Genomic DNA, 16,946 nt, shown 5'->3' on the forward strand with positions numbered 1-16,946 from the left:
GCTCCGTTGGGTATGGCAAGGAAAATATCGGGAATACGGTACTGACAGGCCGGTTAACCCGAACGGTAGGGAACATGACTGGCATCAAGCGCACGCGATGCAGATCGTGATGGCGATGGCAACGGCATGACGTATACGCGTGTGGTGGACCGCCGGCTTTGCCGGCCCTTCACTATGGCTCCGGGCGTTCGTCGCTCGAAAAGCCAAATCGTTGGCTTTTCGTCCGCTGCGCGGACCACTCCCCACCCAACCGTTTCTTAATGTGTCTCCGCTACACCCAACCCTGAAAAAGAAGCGGAAAACGGAGAGAAATCGGGGTGCGCTTTTCCGCGGCCACGACTGCCGGGCGGTTCTTGCCGCAGCGTTGGGCGCTGCGCATGCGGCCGCTGCTTGGCCGCATCGATGCCGTGCTGTTCACCGCCGACGAGCGCGGCGAGGCCGGCCGCATGTCGGTCATCGCCTTCTCCATCCGCATCGTCAGCGCCGTCATCGCCTTCATCAGCCAGGTGCTGATGGCGCGCTGGATGGGCTCGTTCGAATACGGCATCTTCGTCCTCGTCTGGGTGACGATGGTGATCGTCGGCAACCTCGCCTGTCTCGGCTTCCACACCTCGGTGATCCGCTTCATTCCCGAATACCGCGAGCGCGGCCTGATGGACGAACTGCGCGGCATCGTGCTGGCCAGCCGCCTGTTCGTGCTGATCGCCTCCACGCTCATCGCCGGGCTCGGCGCGCTCGGCGTCTGGCTGGCGGCACCCTGGATCGAAAACTACTATGTGATCCCGTTCATCCTCGGCGTCATCTGCCTGCCGATGATCGCCATGTCGGACCTCTTGTCGGGACTGGCACGCGCCAACAGCTGGGCGCTGTTTGCCCTGTCGCCGACCTATCTCGTGCGACCCATCCTGATCCTGCTGTTCATGGCGCTGATGCTTTTAGCGGGCTATTCGCCCGACGCCAGGACGGCGATCTTCGCCTCGATCGCCGCCACCTACGCCACCACGCTTGGCCAGCTCTTCGGCGTCACCCAGCGCATGGAACGGCAGATCCCGGCCGGGCCGATGAAAGTGCATTTCGCGCAATGGTTCGTCGTCTCGCTGCCGATCTTCCTGGTCGAAAGCTTCTTCTTCCTGCTCACCAATGCCGACGTGCTGATGGTCGGCGCCTATATGGATCCCAACGACGTCGCCGTCTATTTCGCCACGGTGAAGACGCTGGCGCTGGTGCATTTCGTCTATTTCGCCGTCAAGGCCGGCGTTGCCCAGCGCTATGCGCAGTTCACCCATGGCGACCCGCAAAGGCTCGCCGCCTTTGCCCGCGAGACGGTGTCGTGGACGTTCTGGCCATCGCTGTTGATGGCGCTGCTGGTGCTGGCGCTCGGCGAGCCGATGCTGGTGCTGTTCGGCCCTGAATTCAGCAGCGGCTATCCCCTGCTATTCCTGCTCGTCTTCGGCGTCGTCGCCCGCGCCGCCGTCGGCCCGTGCGAAAGCCTGCTGACGATGAGCGGCAACCAGAACATCTGCGCCGCCGTCTATGCCATGACGCTGGCCTTCAACATCGGCCTCAACGTCGTGCTGATCCCGATGTTCGGCCTGTGGGGCGCGGCCATGGCCACCGCCTTTGCCATGATCTTCGAAGCCAGCGCGCTGTCCTTCACGGTGTGGCGCAAGCTCGGCATCGTCATGCTCATCTTCGTGCCTGCGAAAGGAGCCGCGTGATGGCCGCCATCCCGTTGCTTGAGGAAACCAGCGGCGGCACCGCCGGCGCCATGGTGTCGGGCCTTGCCGGACTGGCCCGCGACCCCGACCCTGCCCATATCGAGATCCTCGCCAACAACCGGCCCGAGCGCAAACTCGCCATCTATCCGGCATCGGCCGGCTTCGACCTGGTCGAGGAACTGGATTATCTCTGCGCCCGCACGGTCGAGCCCAACGTCTTCTTCAACCCGCGCTTCCTGGCACCCGCAATGCCGCGGCTGGAGGATCGCGAGGTGCGGCTGGCGGTCATCCGCGACGGCGATGAATACCGCAACCGGCTGCGCCTCCTGGTGCCGTTCTCGGTGGAGCGGCCGGCCATGCCGCTCGGCGTGCCGGTCATGCGCACATGGTCGAGCCCGTTCGGTCCGCTCGGCACGCCGCTGGTCGACCGTGACGATCCGGTCGGCGTCGTCGAGGATTTCTTCTCGATGCTGTCGCGCCCGCACCTCAAGCTGCCGAAAGTGTTCGTCCTGCCCGACATCCGGCTCGACGGCCCGGCGGCGAGCCTGATTGCCACCGTGGCCGAGACGCGCGGCCTGATGCTGGTCACCACCGGCCAGACGCAGCGCCCGGCGCTGGAGAGCGAAGCCGACGGCGACGATTACCTCAAGGCCTCGCTGCGCCCGCACCATTATCGCGAGTTCCGCCGGCTGAAGCGGCGGCTTGGCAACCTCGGCAGGCTGGAGCATGTCGTGGCGCGCGGACCCGAAGATATCTGCCACGCCATCGAAAGCTTCCTGACGCTGGAAGCGGCCGGCTGGAAGGGCCGCGAACGCACCGCCATGGCGATCGACCGCTACCGCGCCGCCTTCGCCCGCGAGGCGGTGCACCGGCTGGCCGAGCAGGACATGTGCCGCATCCATTCGCTGACGCTCGACGGCCGCACCATCGCCTGCCTGATCGTGTTCGTCGAGACCGGCGTCGCCTACACCTGGAAAACGGCCTATGACGAGACGCTGGCCGCCTATTCGCCGGGCACGCTGCTGACGATCGAGGTGACCAGGCAGCATCTCGACGATCCCAACATCATGATGACCGATTCCTGCGCTGTGCCCGACCATCCGGTGATGAGCCGGCTGTGGGCCGAGCGCAAGCCGATGGGCACGCTGGTGATCGGCCTGACGCCGGACGCCGACCGCCTCACCCGCCAGGCCGCCTCGCAGCTGCACCTCTACCGCGAGACCCGCAACATGGCCCGCCTGCTGCGCAACCGCATGAAGAGCTTGCTGGGACGGCGGTAGGCGGCCAGGCGCGGTCCCGAGAGAACGGCATATTTCGCTGCAAGCCGTGGATAATTGATAGAGGTGGCCGAGAACTTACTTCGATTCCCAACAGTCGATGGTAATATTGACGTCTGTTCATAAAAAAACGAGATTTTTTCGACAGCACTTTTTCAGCGACTGCCGGCAAAATCTACTCGCAATCTTGTTGTTGATCCGCGATACTTCAGTGATTCGGTAGCGATGAGAGAAAAATGTCGCTGAATCATGAGGCCAACGGCGCCCGGCACATCAGTGCAGAGGCCAGTGCCGTTGTCCGAAGACGCGACGATGACGCGCTGGAAGAGCTGATCCGAAGCATTCAAGCCGGCACGGCTTCGCCTTTCTTCGAAGAGAAGCCCAACAGATTGGCCCAGTCGGATCCGCTGGCTGCTTCCCCCGCTTCAATTCAGACGGGCCAGGGCAGGCACCTTTCCTCCCCCTTGTCCAGCCATCAGTCGATTCTGCATTCCGGTGACGATTTGGCCGCCCATTTGAAAGGCGTGGCGGAAGGGCTGGAATTGTCGCGTCAAGCATGGTCCTCCCTGCAGGACTATCTGGTCAGGCTCGATGCGCGGACGCGCCATGCCGACGCGCTCGATACCGAGACATGGGAATTGCAAGGGGCGACGGCCAGGCTCGAACACCTGCATGATCGCGCCTCGAAAGAACTTGAGCGGAAATCGCGCGAGCTGTCGATCGCGAGCGCGACCATCGCCGACCTGAAGGTCGAACTCGACAGGGCCCGTCAGGCCATTGCGGAGGCCGACAGGCACGCCAACCAGCGCGAAGCGCGGTTCCTCAAGGCGAATGTCGAGGTCGAGCGCCTGGGACGCAATCTGGCGCGGGTCTCCGAGCAGCTTGCCGATGAGATCATGGCCAGGCAAGCCGCCGAGCGGGCGCGTGAGGACGTTGCATCGCGGCTTGCCGGCCTGGAACAGGCGGCCATGTTGCTTCATGCCAAGGTCGCGGATTACCAGCTCCTCAACGAGCAACTGACCGGCAAACTGTCGCGGCAGATGGCGGTGCAGCAAGACCTGCAAGCGCGGCTGTCCACGGCCGAGCATGAGCGCGGCGTTCTCAACGATTGCGCCGCCGCCGCGCAAGAGCGGGCCGCGGGATTCGAGAGAGAATTGCGCTCGCTCCAGCGCCGGACCACGACTCTGCTCGTCGATCACGCCGTGGTGCGCGCACCGACGAGCCATGTCGGGGACGGTGCCGGGGAAGCAGCCGAGTATTGGCGCCGCGCTTCGCAAGCCGAGATCGCGAAATTACGCGAGGAGCGCGACGCGGCGCGCAAGGACTATGCCGCGGTGAGGGTTCAACTCGCGGACCTGCGCTTGCGTGGCATGACCGACGAGCTCACCCATGCCCGTTGCCGCGATGAGAACCGCGAGCTTCAACACAGGCTGGAAACGCAGACGCGCCAGGACCGGCACAGCGGACCGGCCGCGGATGTGAGTGCCGATCTCGAACGGGCATTCGACGAATTGGACCTGCTGGCGACCGGTGAGCTTAGCGCGGCCAACGACGGCGATCCCGCCGGAGTGCGCAAAGCGTCTTGATCGCTGAAGGTCAAATTTTTCGGATTGCAACGCCGGTTGTTCGAAAAGGCAGTGGTGCCCCTAGCCGGGATCGAACCAGCACTCCTTGCGGAACTCGATTTTGAGTCGAGCGCGTCTACCAATTCCGCCATAGGGGCTCAGGCCGGGCGGCCTGGATGGCGCGGGACTATACGGTTGGGGGCCTGTTCGTCAACTGGCCAATTCTCCGGCTGGCCAATTCTCCGGCATGAATTCTCCGGCATGCCGGATGCGACCAAACTGCGTCTTTCGATTTCGTGACGGCGCTGCCATTGTGCAGTGCGGCAAATCTTTCTAGACAAGCGGCGCATCAAAGCGCGGCTGCCGGAGAAGTTCGCTGCGCAATTTTGGGCGACATGCGTTAGGAGTGGCGATGCTTCGCGGACTTTACGACTGGACCTTGTCGCTGGCGGCCCGCAAATCCGCCGAATGGTGGCTGGCCTTCATCGCCTTCGTCGAAAGCTCGGTGTTCCTGGTGCCGGCCGACGTGCTCTATCTGCCGATGGCGCTGTCGCGGCCGGATCGCGCCTACCGTTATGCGCTGATCGCCACCGTCGCCTCGGTGCTGGGCGGCATCGCCGGCTGGTTTATCGGCCACTATGCCTATGACGCGGTGGCGCGGCCGATCCTCGAATTCTACGGCAAATACGACGAGTTCGAGACGCTGCGCGCGGGCGCGGGTGTCGGTTTCATCATCCTGATGCTGATCACTTCGGGCGCGGCCCATTTGCCGCCGATCAAGGTGGTGACGATCCTGTCGGGCGTCATCGGCGTCAATCTGCTGCTGTTCACCGTGCTGGCGATCGTGGCGCGCGGTGGTCGCTTCCTGCTGCTCGCTTGGCTTTTGCGCCGCTATGGCGAGCCGATCCGCGATTTCATCGAAAAGCGCCTCGGCCTGATTGCAGGCACCGCGGCGGCCGCCCTGATTTTGCTCTATATAACCGTCAAATACGCCCTCTGAAGACAGCCATTGCGAGCCGGACGGAGCCGATTGAGATGACAGCGACCATGAATGCCGACGCCGGGCGCCAGCGGACGCGCACGGCTCTGTTCCTCGCCGTCGCCATGGCCGCCACCGTCGGCTCGGCACTCGGCTTCCAGTATCTCGGCGGCTACATTCCCTGCCACCTCTGCCTGGAGCAGCGCACACCCTACTATATCGGCGTGCCGCTGATGGTGCTGGCGGCGATTGCCTCGATGCTGCACGCACCGGCCTGGCTGACGCGCGGCCTGCTGGCTGTCGGCGGCCTGCTGATGCTCTATGGCCTCTATCTCGGCGTCTATCACTCCGGCGTCGAATGGCAGTGGTGGGCCGGCCCGACCGATTGCACCGCGGGTGCCGGACCGGTCGACACCGGCGGCAAGGGCGTGCTCGACGCACTCGACAAATTCGTGCCGCCATCCTGCGACAAGGCGGCGCTGCGCATCCTTGGCCTGTCGCTGGCCGGCTGGAACGCCATCGCCAGCCTGATCCTCGCCGCCGTCGCCTTCCGCGGCGCTTTCACGCGCGACTGATGTAGCGCGATAGCGCCGACGCGAGATCGTTCAAAGAATTCGGCAGGCTGAGTCGTATGGAGTGATTGTCGAGAACCGAAGCGGAGCGGACATTTGGGTCCGTGAGCATCGGAAGCGCAGACAATCGCTCCAGACGGCCGGCCTCCTGAATTCTCGAACGATCTCAGGGTTCGAGTTCGACATCCCAGTACAGATAATCCATCCAGCTTTCATGCAGATGGTTGGGCGGGAACAGGCGGCCGTTATTGTGCAGATCATGCACTGTCGGCTGGAAAGGCTTCTGCAGCGGCCACATCTTGGCGTGCGCCGGCATCATGCCGCCTTTCCTGAGGTTGCAGGGCGAGCAGGCGGCAACGACGTTTTCCCAGGTCGTGGCACCGCCACGGTGGCGGGGGATGACGTGGTCGAAGGTCAGGTCCTCCGGCGTGCCGCAATACTGGCACTGGAAGCGGTCGCGCAGGAAGACGTTGAAGCGGGTGAAGGCCGGATGCCTTGACGGCTTCACATAGGCCTTCAGGCTGACCACGCTCGGCAGCTTCATCGAGAAGGTCGGCGAGGAGACGGCGTGCTCGTATTCGGCGACGATGTTCACCCGGTCGAGGAACACCGCCTTGATCGCGTCCTGCCAGGACCAGAGCGACAAGGGGTAATAGCTGAGCGGACGGTAATCCGCATTCAGCACCAGTGCTGGAAGCCCATCCGGAGATACGGCAACCGTCACGTGTTTACCTCCTTGGTTCTAGAACCGAACGGCGAGGATACTGTAAGCCCGACATGACAGGGATGTGAAGCGGATTGTCGCGTCGTCGAAGCAGCAAAAAGATAGGATTTTCATGCTTTTTTGCGGTTTCAGGCCGGTGGTGCGGCGTCCCGCCCTCTGGTTTCGCGATAATAGGACCAGAAAAGCCGCGATGCGACACCTCGCCACGGGCTCCATGATTCGGCGAGTTGGATCAGTGTTTTCTCCGGCGGACGCGGGTCTATGCCAAGCGCATGGCCGACCGCGCTCTGCAAGGCGACGTCGCGCGCGGGGAAGATGTCGGGATGCCCGGCGGCAAACAACAGGTATACTTCCGCCGTCCACGGACCGATGCCCGGCACCGCCGTCATCGTCGTGATCGCCTCCTGGGCATCGAGCCAATAGAGGTGATGCAGGTCGAGGCCGTCGACCACGGCTTTCGCAATTGCGATCAGGCCACGCTGCTTCGGCCGCGACAGGCCGGCCTCGCGAAACATGTCTTCGCCGGCAGCCAGGATAGCCTGCGGCGTCAGCGGATCGACGAGCTTGGTCAGCCGACCGAAGATTGCATCGGCGCTGGCGCGCGACACTTGCTGGGAAACGACAATCGACGCCAGGCTTCGGAACCCCGGCTCTGAAAGCCGCAGCGGCACCTCGCCGGCCATGCCGCGCACCTTTTCCAGGCGTGGGTCGATCACGCAAAGCGCGTCGAGCCCCCGGGCAATGTCGTCCGATGTCACGATACGCTGCATGCTTTCTTGTTCCTCGACCGGCTGCACGGTAGCAATTGGCAAAACCGCCGCACAACCCGATTGCCGCCCAAGAGATGACACTCCTGACATTCCGCTTCGCGCCGAGCCCCAATGGCGAACTGCATCTCGGGCACGCCTATTCGGCGCTGCTCAACCAGAAGCTCGCGACACAGGCTGGCGGCCGCCTGCTGCTGCGCATTGAGGACATCGACACCACGCGCTGCACGCCGCAATTCGAGGCCGGCGTGCTTGACGATCTGAAATGGCTGGGGTTCGCCTGGGAAGAGCCGGTGCGCCGCCAGTCGGAGCATTTCGCCGAGTACAAGGCGATGCTTGACCGGCTGATCGCGGAAGAACTCGTCTATCCCGCCTTCATGAGCCGCGGCGAGATCCGCGCCTTTATCACCGACAGCGAAAAGCACGGACGCGACTGGCCGCGCGATCCCGACGGCGTACCGCTCTATCCCGCCGCCGACAAGGCGCTGCCGGTGAAGGAACGCAAGCGGCGGATCGCCGAAAACACGCCTTTCGCCTGGCGACTGGATGTCAGCGCGGCCATGGCGCGTGTCGGCAAGGCCCTGTCATGGACCGAGTATTCCGACGAGACGCTGCTTGTGGCACGCTCTATCGAAGCCCGCCCACAGGACTGGGGCGACGTGATCGTGGCGCGTCGCGACATCCCGACCAGCTACCACCTCGCCGTCGTCATGGACGATGCGCTGCAAGGCATCAGCCACGTCGTGCGCGGGCAGGATCTGTTTTCCGCCACCGCCGTGCAGCGCCTGCTGCAGGAACTCCTTGGGCTGCCGCAGCCTGCCTATTTCCATCATCGTCTAATCCTCGGGCCGGATGGACGAAAGCTGTCCAAGAGCCTCGGCGATACCGGCCTTGCCGCCTTGCGCCATGCCGGCGCATCACCCGAAGACATCAGGCGGATGGTCGGGCTTTGAGCCCGACGAGACCAGAGAACGGCCTGCCAAAATGCGCCGGCCGTTGAATTCCGATGATGTATGGATCAACGGTTTCACTTTGCGCGTCGCATTGAAGCGCAGTAGAGCAGCGCCACGTTCAACTTCTCCCCAGCACGGCGGTCTCCGGAACATGCACAGCATCAAGCGGTTCATTCCCGCCACCTTCGTCGTCTTGTGGGCGACCGGCTTCATCGGCGCGCGCTATGCCATGCCATGGGCGGAGCCGTTCACCTTCCTTGCCGCGCGTTTCGTCATCGCCGCCGTCCTGCTGGCCGTCCTGATGCTGGTGCTGGGCTCGAAAAGAGCCACCCGCGAGGAGGCATTGCATGCCACCGGCGCCGGCATACTGATGCACGGCGTCTATCTCGGTGCCGTGTTCTGGGCCATCCACCACGGCATGCCGGCCGGCTTTTCGGCCCTGATCGTCGGCCTGCAGCCGCTGATCACGGCGGTGCTTGCCGGCAAGCTTCTCGGCGAGGCGATCCTGCCACGCCACTGGCTTGGCCTTGGAATCGGCCTCGTCGGCATCGTCATCGTGCTGTGGCCGAAGCTCGGCGCGCTCGGCGGCGGCGTAACAGCGGCGACACTGGCCGCCTCGCTGGTCTCGGTGCTCGGCATGAGCGCCGGCACCATCTGGCAGAAGCGCTTCGCATCCGGCGGCGACCTCGTCGCGGCGACCATGTGGCAATATGTCGGCGGCGCCTCGCTGATGCTCCTGGCTTCGCTCGCCTTCGAGACGCATTCGGTCGTCATCAACGGCGAATTGATCTTCGCCATGGCCTGGCTGGTGCTGGTGCTGTCGCTCGGCGCCATCTTCCTGCTGATGGTGATGATCCGCGACGGCGAGATGTCGAAAGTGGCCTCGCTGTTCTATCTTGTGCCGGCGGTGACGGCCATCATCGCCTGGGCCTTGTTCGACGAGCAACTCAACGTGCTGCAGATTGCCGGCATGGCGATCACCACATTCGGCGTCGGCCTGGCAACGGGCACGGCAGACAAAGGGTGGAATTGTAGAATTGAGGAATTGAGGAATTGAGGAATTGAGGAATTGAGGAATTGAGGAATTGAGGAATTGAGGAATTGAGGAAAATGGGGCCATCCGGTGCTGGGTGCCACTTCTTTAATTCTTCAATTCTTCAATTCTTCAATTCTCCAGTTCCCAAATCCTCCAATTCAGCCGTCATCCAACCCGGGCGCGGGCCTCCAGATAGCGGCTGATCGCGGCATTGAGCTCGCCGCCAAGGATGAAGATCGCCGAGACCATGTAGAGGAAGACCACGGCGATCATGATCGAGGCGAGGCCGGCATAGGTCGTCACGTAGGACGAGAAGTGGTCGAGATAGGTGGCGAAGACAGTCGAGCCGACAAGCCATCCGGACAGCGTGAAGATGATGCCCGGGACGATCGACACCAGGCGGCGCTTGCCCGCCGGCAACCAGAAATGGACGGCGAACAATCCGCCGACGATGACCGCCGAGGCGATCACATAACGCCACAGCGTGATGGTGCCCATATAGGGCTTGATCCAGTCGATATGGGCTTCGGCGAGCCGCGCCAGCAGCGGCGCGAACACCAGAAGCACGCTGATCGCCAGAAACCCGGCCGTTGCGATGAGCACGAAGATGATGCTCTGCACCCGGCGGTAGATGATGCCGCGCGTTTCCGAGACGCGATAGGCGCGGTTGAGCGACGTGCGCAGCGCCTCGATGCCGTTCGAGGCGAAGTAGGCGGCAAGCAGCACGCCATAGGTCAAGAGATCGGTGCGCCTGACGGTCAGCACATTGAGCACTTCGCGCGCGATCGGCTTGGCGATCTGCTCGGGCCAGGTGTCGAACACAAGGTGCACGGCCGTGTCTGAGAACGCCTGCGCGCCGAGGAAGCTCGCCAGCGTCGTGGCAAAGATCAGGAATGGGAACAGGGCCATCAACGATGTGATCGCCAGATGGCTGGCCATCGCCCAGCCGTCATCGGTGTTGAAATGGCCAAGCGCGTCGTAGAGGACCCGTTTGAGTGCAACGATCTTCCGCAACAAGAACCGTGCCCTCCAATTGTCTCCACGCCGGGAATATGGGAAGGGATTGCGGCAAATGGCAACCCTTGGCGAAACCACGAACAGTTCAACGCAAGAGTTGCGCCCGATCATCGTCACCGGCGCATCTTCCGGAATTGGTGCGTATTGCGCCCGTGCGTTAAAGGCGGAAGGCTGGCGGGTGTTCGCCACCGCGCGCAAGCCGCAGGACATCGCCGCCCTCGAGATCGACGGTATCGAGGCTTTCTATCTCGATTATTGCGAACCGGATTCCATCGCCGCGCTGGTGGCGGCGGTGCTCGAACGCACCGGCGGCAGGCTCGACGCCCTGTTCAACAATGGCGCCTATGCGCAAGGCGGCGCCGTCGAGGATCTGCCCGTTGCCGCGCTCAAGGAGCAGTTCGAGGCGAATTTCTTCGGCTGGCATGACCTGACCCGCCGGCTGGTGCCGGTGATGCGCCGCCAGGGGCACGGCCGCATCGTCCACTGCTCGTCGATCCTCGGTTTGATGCCAGTGCGTTTTCGCGGCGCCTATTCGGCATCGAAACACGCCTTGGAGGCCTTGATGCTCTGCCAGCGCCAGGAACTGGCCGGCAGCGGCATCCATGTCTCTCTGATCGAGCCCGGGCCGGTAAAGTCGAAAATCGCCAGCAACGCGCTGCCCTGGTTCTTGAAGCACATCGAGCACGAGACTTCAGTCCACCGCCTCGACTATGCGGCGCAACTGGAGCGGCTGCGGGCCGGCGGCAGTCAATCGGCCTTGAAACCCGGACCGGAGGTGGTTCATGCGGCGCTGCGCCATGCACTTCTGTCGCGGCGCCCGCGCCCGCACTATGTGGTAACAGTGCCGGCCAGAATCGGTGCGGCGCTCAAACGCATCCTGCCCGCTTCGATGCTCTATCGCCTGCTCGCCAAGCGAGCCTGAAGCCAAACAACTGGAAACGCAATAATGGCATCCGTCTTCAACATCCTCGCCATCCTGGTCATGGTCGCCGTGGTGATCGTCCTCGTTCGCGGCCTTATCAACATGATGCGAGGCGGTTCCGGCTTCACCTCGAACAAGCTGATGCAGACGCGCGTTCTGTTGCAGGCCGTGGCGCTGGCGCTGATCCTGCTTGCGGTGTATTTCACCCGCAAGTGAGATATCGGCTGCCGGGAGGCGACGTGGTCAAGCTCAACAAGATCTACACCCGCACCGGCGATGACGGCACCACGGGTCTCGGCACCGGCGAACGGCGACTGAAATCCGATCTGCGGGTGGACGCCTACGGCACCGTCGACGAGGCCAATGCCTGCATCGGCATCGCCAGGGTCCACACGGCATCGAGCCACCCCGCGATCGACGCCATGCTCTCCCGCATCCAGAACGATCTATTCGATCTCGGCGCGGATCTCGCCGTGCCCGACGACGGCAAGCCGCTGGGCTATGAGCCGCTTCGCATCGTCGCCGTGCAGACCGATCGGGTCGAGAAGGAGATCGACCTGCTCAACAAGGGGCTCCAGCCGCTCAAATCCTTCGTGCTCAATGGCGGCACACCGGCGGCCGCCGCCCTGCACCTCGCCCGCACCGTGGCACGGCGGGCCGAACGGCTGATGGTGGCCCTGGCCCAGGACCCGAACGAACACGTCAACAGCGACGGACTGAAATACATCAACCGCGTCTCGGATTTCCTGTTTGTCGCCGCCCGGGCGGTCAATGACAACGGAAACGCCGACGTGTTATGGGTTCCGGGCAAGAACCGCTGATTGTCGAAAGCCGAAGGGGCCTGCGGCATGTTCATCCCGCTCTACGATACCAACAGGCTGCGGCACATCAGGCTGCAATATGTGACGATCGGGCTGATCGCGGTCAACGCCCTGGTCTACCTCGCCACTGCGATCGGCGGCGAGAATTTCTCCAATGCCGCCGTGCTTGGCCTCGGCTTCATCCCCTCGGTCGTGCATGACACCGCCGAACTCGACCCGCGCTTTGTCGTCATCCCCGAAAGCCTGAGCTATCTCACCTATTCCTTCCTGCACGCCGACATCTTCCACCTCGGCGGCAACATGCTGTTCCTGTGGGTGTTTGGCGACAATGTCGAGGATGCGCTCGGCCACGTCCGCTATCTCATCTTCTACCTGTTGTGCGCCGTTGCGGGAGCGGCCTTCCAGGGGCTCGTCGCCTGGGATTCGCAGGTGCCGCTGATCGGCGCGTCCGGGGCCATCGCCGGCGTGGTCGTCGCCTATCTGATCCTTTATCCCAGAGTAAAGGTCTGGGTGCTGGCCTTTGCCCGCATCCCGTTGCGCATTCCGGCCTTCATCCCGCTCATTCTGTGGGTGCTGTTCCAGGTGGTGATGTTTGCCGCCGGCGGCGAGGATCAGATCTCCTGGGCCTGCCACATCGGCGGCATCATCGCCGGCGCCGTTCTGGTGCTCATATTGCGCAGCCGCGGTGTGCCGCTGTTTGCAGGCCCTGACGAAGATGTCGCGCCCAGCGCTCCCACCCAACAGCCGGTTGCTACGGAACCGCTGATCCCCGACCCACCCGCCGCGACACCGCGCTGGGGGCGAGGAAACGCGTCCAGCTCGGACTGAACCGATTTGAGCAGCTTGCGGCGTATTGACGTGCAGGGTTGCCGCAACTACGGAAACGTCTCCGCCGCAGCCTAAGGCGGTCAAAGACCAGAATTTCCATCCGGAATGTCGGCTTTCGACAACTCAGCAGGGGCGCAGGCTGCTATAGGCGCGCCCAACTATCTCAAGAGAGGTGACAGGCAAATGAAGATCCTTGTGCCCGTGAAGCGGGTTGTGGATGCGAATGTGAAGGTTCGCGTGAAGGCCGATGGTTCGGCGGTTGAACTCGCCAACGTCAAGATGGCGATGAACCCGTTCGACGAGATCGCTGTGGAAGAAGCAATCCGGCTGAAGGAAGCCGGCAAGGCGGAAGAGATCATCGTCGTGTCGATCGGCCCGCAGCAGGCGCAGGAAACCCTGCGCACCGCGCTCGCCATGGGCGCCGACCGCGCCATTCTGGTCAAGACCGACGAGCAGACCGAGCCGCTCGGCGTCGCCAAGGTGCTGAAGGGCGTGGTCGAGGCAGAGCAGCCCGGCCTCGTCATCCTCGGCAAGCAGGCGATCGACGACGATTCCAACCAGACCGGCCAGATGCTGGCGGCGCTTCTGGGCTGGGCGCAGGGCACCTTCGCTTCCAAGGTCGTGCTCGACGGCGACAAGGCCAAGGTGACGCGCGAAGTCGATGGCGGCCTGCAGACCGTGGAATTGAAGATGCCGGCGATCGTGACCGCCGACCTTCGCCTCAACCAGCCGCGCTATGCCTCGCTGCCCAACATCATGAAGGCAAAGAAGAAGCAGCTCGACGAGAAATCGCCCGCCGACTACGGAGCCGACGTCAAGCCGCGCCTCAAGGTCATCAAGACCGAGGAGCCAGGTGGCCGCAAGGCGGGCGTCAAGGTCAAGAGCGTCGCCGAACTGGTCGACAAGCTGAAGAACGAAGCCGGCGTGCTCTAGGAAATCCGATGAGGCCGGCCTGCAAACGGCCGGTTTCTCCGCTTCCGGTGCTCACGTACTGAAGTACGCTCCGCTCCGGTTCTCGAAACCAACCGTTTTCGACTCGGCCTGACCGGATTTCAGGGAGCCGCGAAACGAAAGTCAGGAATATCATCAATGGCTATTCTTCTGATTGCCGAACACGACAACGCCACCCTTTCCGACCAGACCGCCAAGGCGCTGTCGGCGGCCCTGCAGATCGGTTCGGACGTGCATGTGCTGGTGGCTGGCAAGAGCGCCAAGAGCGCAGCCGATGCTGCCGCCAAGCTGAAGGGCGTCACCAAGGTGCTGCTCGCGGAAGCCGACGAACTCGCCGAGCGTCTCGCCGAACCGACAGCGGCACTGGTCGTGTCGCTGGCAGGCGCCTACGACACCATCATCGCGCCGGCGACCTCGTCGGGCAAGAATGTCGCGCCGCGCGTGGCTGCCCTGCTCGACGTCGCGCAGGTCTCCGAAATCATCGAAGTGGTATCGCCCGACACCTTCAAGCGGCCGATCTATGCCGGCAACGCCATCCAGACGGTGCAGTCGAGCGACGCCAAGAAGGTGATCACTGTCCGCACCGCCTCCTTCCAGGCTGCCCCCGAAGGCGGCTCGGCGGCGGTCGAGACCGTCAAGGCGGCGACCAATCCCGACCTGTCCTCCTTCGTCGAAAACAAGCTTTCGGAGACCGACCGTCCGGAACTGACCTCGGCCAAGATCATCATCTCGGGCGGCCGCGCGCTCGGTTCCTCGGAGAAGTTCCAGGAAGTCATCCTGCCGGTCGCCGACAAGCTCGGTGCCGCCGTCGGCGCTTCGCGCGCCGCCGTCGATGCCGGCTATGCGCCGAACGACTGGCAGGTCGGCCAGACCGGCAAGGTCGTCGCCCCCGATCTCTACATCGCGGTAGGCATCTCCGGCGCCATCCAGCACCTCGCCGGCATGAAGGATTCGAAGGTCATCGTCGCCATCAACAAGGACGAGGAGGCGCCGATCTTCCAGGTTGCCGACTACGGCCTCGTCGGCGATCTCTTCGTCATCCTGCCGGAGTTGCAAAAGGCGCTTTGACGCTTTCTGCCAAAGCGTATTAAATAGTGAGGGCGGGGTAGACGAAGTCGCCCCGCCCTTTTAGTTTGCACCGCACAAAAAGCAGGCCGCAAAGGCATTTTGACGGGATCGGTGTAATGAGCAAGATCGAGACGATCGGCATCATCGGCGCGGGCCAGATGGGCGGAGGTATCGCCCATGTCTCCGCGCTTTCGGGCTACAAGGTGCTGATCTACGATATATCGCCCGACCGCATCGAGAAGGGCATCGCCACCATCAGCGGCAACATGGCCCGCCAGGTGGGTTCCGGCAAGCTCGAAGAGAAGGTGCGCAACGAAGCGATGGCGCGCATCTCTTCCGCGCCAGCGATGGCGGATCTTGCCGGCGCCGATCTGGTGATCGAGGCGGCGACCGAGGACGAGACCGTCAAGCGCAAGATCTACGCCCAGCTCTGTCCGCAGCTCAATCCCGAAGCCATCCTGGCGACCAACACTTCGTCGATCTCGATCACGCGGCTTGCCGCGCAAACCGACCGGCCGGAGCGGTTCATCGGCATACATTTCATGAACCCGGTGCCGCTGATGAAGCTGGTCGAACTGGTGCGCGGCATCGCCACCGAGGACCGGACCTTCGAGGCGGCCAAGACCTTTGTGAAGCAGCTCGACAAGACGATCACGGTCTCGGAGGATTTTCCGGCCTTCATAGTCAATCGCATCCTGCTGCCGATGATCAACGAAGCGATCTACACGCTCTATGAGGGTGTCGGCTCGGTCGACGCCATCGACACCGCCATGCGGCTCGGCGCCAACCATCCGATGGGGCCGCTGCAGCTTGCCGATTTCATTGGTCTCGATACCTGCCTGTCGATCATGCAGGTGCTGCACGACGGCCTGTCGGATTCGAAATACCGTCCTTGCCCCCTGCTGGTGAAATATGTCGAGGCCGGCTGGCTCGGCCGCAAGACCGGGCGCGGCTTCTACGACTATCGCGGCGAGCATCCCGTTCCGACGCGCTGATCAGATTCGCGTCAGCAGCAGGCTCTTTTCGGGACCGGTTCTGATCGAGACCGACAAACAGTTGCCGGGATGATCAAGGATTGGTGAGCACGTGCCGTGTTCGCGGTGACGCACTACCAGCGCACGAAAAACCGCCCGCCAAGCGCACCAAGCAGCGCCAGTACAGCGATCGCGATCGTGTACCAGGTAGCAACGAAAAGCGGCGAATCGTCGAAGCAATGGGCGGCGTAGAAGGTCGCCGACAGCCCGCCGGCGAGCAGGCCCGCGACCGCGCCTGCAAGCACCGGTCGTGTCGGCGCGCCGTAGCGCAGCATCCACAGGAAGATGGCAAGCGGTCCGATCCCGATCAAAGGGATGAATGTCATGCAGATCATCATGTTGGAGCCGACCATCCTTGTGCCCCACAGCGCCTCCGGCACCATGAAAAGCTCCAGAACCGCCGCCACGGCTACCAGCACCGGCGCCGCGGCCATCCAAGCCATTGCCCGACGCGTCGAAGCTCCCGGCGTCGACAAGTCGCGGATCAGGGCAAAGGCACTGACGGCAAGCACGATGGTGAAAACAAACTTGGAGAGAAAGCGCATCGTATGCGCGGCCGCCATGAAGTCCGGGCGCGGGCCGATGGTCAGCAGGAAAACGACGGCGGCGATCACCGCTGCAGCACCGGCGGCCATCCACCAGGCCGATTGCAACGGCATCGCCTTGCTACCGGCATCGGCGTCCAGCGCCTTGATGAGATCGTCCGTCCTCATG

Annotated in this window: 18 protein-coding genes and 1 tRNA gene; 14 read left to right on the forward strand and 5 right to left on the reverse strand. The window is 63.3% G+C overall.

The window, feature by feature from the left end; genetic code table 11:
• Positions 1 to 317 precede the first annotated feature (317 nt).
• From X744_RS166420 to X744_RS166410, 3 genes are all read left to right on the forward strand, one after another.
• Complete coding sequence (locus X744_RS166420; protein ID WP_023757198.1) at positions 318 to 1,718, forward strand: lipopolysaccharide biosynthesis protein; 1,401 nt, start codon at positions 318 to 320, stop codon at positions 1,716 to 1,718.
• Positions 1,718 to 2,998 carry a GNAT family N-acetyltransferase gene (locus X744_RS166415; protein ID WP_023757199.1) on the forward strand — a complete coding sequence of 427 codons (1,281 nt, stop codon included), beginning with the start codon at positions 1,718 to 1,720 and terminating at the stop codon, positions 2,996 to 2,998. The genes X744_RS166420 and X744_RS166415 overlap by 1 nt, the downstream gene beginning before the upstream one ends.
• Positions 2,999 to 3,231: 233 nt before the next feature.
• Positions 3,232 to 4,581 (forward strand): hypothetical protein, encoded by a 1,350-nt coding sequence (locus X744_RS166410; protein ID WP_023757200.1) that lies wholly within the window; start codon positions 3,232 to 3,234, stop codon positions 4,579 to 4,581.
• Between the two features lie 52 nt (positions 4,582 to 4,633).
• Here X744_RS166410 and X744_RS166405 read toward each other — a convergent pair.
• A tRNA-Leu gene (locus X744_RS166405) sits at positions 4,634 to 4,718 on the reverse strand.
• 254 nt (positions 4,719 to 4,972) lie between these two features.
• Here X744_RS166405 and X744_RS166400 point away from each other — a divergent pair.
• Together X744_RS166400 and X744_RS166395 are read left to right on the forward strand one after the other, a co-directional pair.
• A complete protein-coding gene (locus tag X744_RS166400; protein ID WP_023757201.1) occupies positions 4,973 to 5,560 on the forward strand; it encodes a YqaA family protein in 588 nt (195 codons plus the stop codon).
• A 35-nt stretch (positions 5,561 to 5,595) separates the two neighbouring features.
• Positions 5,596 to 6,114, forward strand: a complete 519-nt coding sequence (locus X744_RS166395) for a disulfide bond formation protein B (RefSeq protein ID WP_023757202.1) — start codon at positions 5,596 to 5,598, stop codon at positions 6,112 to 6,114.
• 163 nt (positions 6,115 to 6,277) lie between these two features.
• Here X744_RS166395 and X744_RS166390 read toward each other — a convergent pair whose 3' ends face one another.
• Positions 6,278 to 6,835 (reverse strand): HNH endonuclease, encoded by a 558-nt coding sequence (locus X744_RS166390; protein ID WP_006328497.1) that lies wholly within the window; start codon positions 6,833 to 6,835, stop codon positions 6,278 to 6,280.
• Between the two features lie 128 nt (positions 6,836 to 6,963).
• On the reverse strand, positions 6,964 to 7,605 hold the full coding sequence (locus tag X744_RS166385) for a DNA-3-methyladenine glycosylase (RefSeq protein WP_023757203.1): 642 nt from the start codon (positions 7,603 to 7,605) through the stop codon (positions 6,964 to 6,966).
• Between the two features lie 74 nt (positions 7,606 to 7,679).
• On the opposite strand from X744_RS166385, the gene gluQRS reads away from it, so the two are divergent.
• A complete protein-coding gene (gene gluQRS, locus X744_RS166380; RefSeq protein ID WP_023757204.1) occupies positions 7,680 to 8,555 on the forward strand; it encodes a tRNA glutamyl-Q(34) synthetase GluQRS in 876 nt (291 codons plus the stop codon).
• Positions 8,556 to 8,706: 151 nt separating this feature from the next.
• Positions 8,707 to 9,612 carry a DMT family transporter gene (locus X744_RS166375; protein ID WP_023757205.1) on the forward strand — a complete coding sequence of 302 codons (906 nt, stop codon included), beginning with the start codon at positions 8,707 to 8,709 and terminating at the stop codon, positions 9,610 to 9,612.
• 144 nt (positions 9,613 to 9,756) lie between these two features.
• On the opposite strand, the gene X744_RS166370 is transcribed toward X744_RS166375, so the two are convergent.
• On the reverse strand, positions 9,757 to 10,608 hold the full coding sequence (locus X744_RS166370) for a YihY/virulence factor BrkB family protein (RefSeq protein ID WP_032906951.1): 852 nt from the start codon (positions 10,606 to 10,608) through the stop codon (positions 9,757 to 9,759).
• 55 nt (positions 10,609 to 10,663) lie between these two features.
• On the opposite strand from X744_RS166370, the gene X744_RS166365 reads away from it, so the two are divergent.
• The 7 genes from X744_RS166365 (at position 10,664) to X744_RS166335 (ending at position 16,193) form a co-directional block, all read left to right on the forward strand.
• Complete coding sequence (locus X744_RS166365) at positions 10,664 to 11,530, forward strand: SDR family oxidoreductase (RefSeq protein ID WP_084025113.1); 867 nt, start codon at positions 10,664 to 10,666, stop codon at positions 11,528 to 11,530.
• Positions 11,531 to 11,554: 24 nt separating this feature from the next.
• Positions 11,555 to 11,746 carry a twin transmembrane helix small protein gene (locus X744_RS166360; RefSeq protein WP_023757208.1) on the forward strand — a complete coding sequence of 64 codons (192 nt, stop codon included), beginning with the start codon at positions 11,555 to 11,557 and terminating at the stop codon, positions 11,744 to 11,746.
• A gap of 23 nt (positions 11,747 to 11,769) precedes the next feature.
• Positions 11,770 to 12,351 (forward strand): cob(I)yrinic acid a,c-diamide adenosyltransferase, encoded by a 582-nt coding sequence (locus X744_RS166355; protein WP_023757209.1) that lies wholly within the window; start codon positions 11,770 to 11,772, stop codon positions 12,349 to 12,351.
• Between the two features lie 27 nt (positions 12,352 to 12,378).
• Positions 12,379 to 13,179 (forward strand): rhomboid family intramembrane serine protease, encoded by an 801-nt coding sequence (locus tag X744_RS166350; protein WP_023757210.1) that lies wholly within the window; start codon positions 12,379 to 12,381, stop codon positions 13,177 to 13,179.
• Positions 13,180 to 13,362: 183 nt separating this feature from the next.
• Complete coding sequence (locus tag X744_RS166345; protein ID WP_023757211.1) at positions 13,363 to 14,112, forward strand: electron transfer flavoprotein subunit beta/FixA family protein; 750 nt, start codon at positions 13,363 to 13,365, stop codon at positions 14,110 to 14,112.
• Between the two features lie 156 nt (positions 14,113 to 14,268).
• Complete coding sequence (locus X744_RS166340; RefSeq protein WP_023757212.1) at positions 14,269 to 15,198, forward strand: electron transfer flavoprotein subunit alpha/FixB family protein; 930 nt, start codon at positions 14,269 to 14,271, stop codon at positions 15,196 to 15,198.
• A 116-nt stretch (positions 15,199 to 15,314) separates the two neighbouring features.
• Positions 15,315 to 16,193: a 3-hydroxybutyryl-CoA dehydrogenase gene (locus tag X744_RS166335; RefSeq protein ID WP_023757213.1), complete on the forward strand. Its 879-nt coding sequence runs from the start codon at positions 15,315 to 15,317 to the stop codon at positions 16,191 to 16,193.
• A 113-nt stretch (positions 16,194 to 16,306) separates the two neighbouring features.
• Here X744_RS166335 and X744_RS166330 read toward each other — a convergent pair whose 3' ends face one another.
• Entirely contained in the window at positions 16,307 to 16,945 is a 639-nt protein-coding gene (locus tag X744_RS166330) for an NrsF family protein (protein WP_023757214.1), read from the reverse strand.
• Position 16,946: the final 1 nt, after the last annotated feature.

Source organism: Mesorhizobium sp. LNHC252B00 (assembly GCF_000502955.1).
Classification (GTDB): Bacteria; Pseudomonadota; Alphaproteobacteria; order Rhizobiales; family Rhizobiaceae; genus Mesorhizobium.